A 1,677-nucleotide genomic window follows, 5' to 3' on the forward strand; every position below is an offset into this window, starting at 1 on the left:
TTTTCGAGGAGTCTCGCGCCTTCCGCCCAAATCAACAGAGTGCCAATATCACATTGGGCTTTAATGCACAGCTATAAAAAAAAAAGTTAGGTACAACTCACTGGTTGTGCCTAACTTCATTTATTAAATGATTTACTTTTCCAGCTGTTTTTTGCCCCAGAGGACGGTTCCATCTTGATCCATACCAGTAAAAACTAACGTCCCATTCCAATTCTCCCAATCCCAAGCTGGAATCACCTTCAGGTTATATGTTGAATTTGAATAACTGTCAGGTGCAGCATCCGGATTGTAAATGGAAAGCTTTAATAGATTCTCACCCGTTAATTTCCAGCTGCTCTTTTCGTCATCCATAATCCTTCCATTTTTCAGCAATTGAATTTGCTTTGAGGCTTGTAAACTATCATCATATCGCGGAAGTAAAATATGTTCCCAATTCCCAATGATATTTTCTTCACTAACTTTCTGTTCGGTTTCACCTGCAAACCTTTCAGGGGATACTACTGGCCATCCATCTTCTGTCCAAACTATCTTTCGAACATGTAAATGTGACCAATAGATATCTTCAACCGCTCTAGCATTATGAATGAGGAAATATTCCCCATCTGCTTCAAGTAACCCATTATGACCGGTCCCTTGCCAGCCATTATCGTTATCAAAGGCATAAGAACCTACTAATTTAGTTCCGGTATTGAATGACTCATCTGTACTGTCCACCATATCTTTTTCGTTATAGTCAAAATATGGACCTGTGATGCTTTTAGATCTAGCAGTTCTGACATTGTACGTATCTTCTAACCATTCGTAAGAAACAGTTAAATAATAGTAATCTGTATCAGGGTTATACATTATCTCTGGGCCTTCGATTCCAAAGCTCATATTTTTTCTTTGAGCAATAAGTGTCCCTTCATCCGCTGGATTTTCTAATTTCCCGGTATTCTTATCGATCTTCGAAATGAAGATTCCGCCGAAATACGACCCATAAACCATCCATGGCTGCCCCTGCTTATCGAAAATAATATCAGGGTCAATAGCATTAACTGTATAATTATCACCCTCCTGACTTTTGAAAACTACTCCTTTATCCTCCCACGGCCCCTCTATCGAAGCACTCGTCGCCATCCCGATATAAGAGTTTCTTTTACCAACCTCGGAAACTGAATAATATAAATAAAACTTATTGTTCATTTCAATTACGGCAGGTGCCCAGAAGGTATTTCCTTTCGTCCATTCCAACCCTTCAGTTGAAACATGATCAAAAACTCTCCCAACAAACTCCCAATGTATTAGGTCCTTTGTTTTTCTAATCTGAATCCCTGGAGTAGGAGGAGCTCCCACCATATAGTCCGTAGAGAAAACATAGTACCAATCAGCCGTTTTAATAATTGCACCATCATGAGTAAAATTTGTCGTCCATTCCTTTTCCTTGTAAAGAATATCAGTGTTTACATTTTGAATTGGCTCCCGTGCCGGTGGAGAAGGAAATTTAATTCCTGAAAAATCATTAAATTTCGGCTGCATTAATTTAAACCCCACCAGTACAGCCGAAATCAAAATGATAAATACACCTAAGCTGAAGAGTATTAATTTTGTTTTCCGTTTCATGCCTATTGCTCCCAACTATTAAAATTTTGGCAATGTTAAAGCTTATTATTGATTTTGGCACTCTGTTGATTTTTG

Annotated in this window: 1 protein-coding gene; it reads right to left on the bottom strand. The window is 38.5% G+C overall.

What is annotated here, in order from left to right; translation table 11 throughout:
• Positions 1-132 precede the first annotated feature (132 nt).
• Positions 133-1,602: an arabinan endo-1,5-alpha-L-arabinosidase gene (locus CHI06_RS09195; protein ID WP_095248211.1), complete on the bottom strand. Its 1,470-nt coding sequence runs from the start codon at positions 1,600-1,602 to the stop codon at positions 133-135.
• Between the last annotated feature and the right edge of the window lie 75 nt (positions 1,603-1,677).

It is taken from the genome of Bacillus sp. 7884-1, from assembly GCF_002272245.1.
GTDB lineage: Bacteria > Bacillota > Bacilli > Bacillales > Cytobacillaceae > Neobacillus.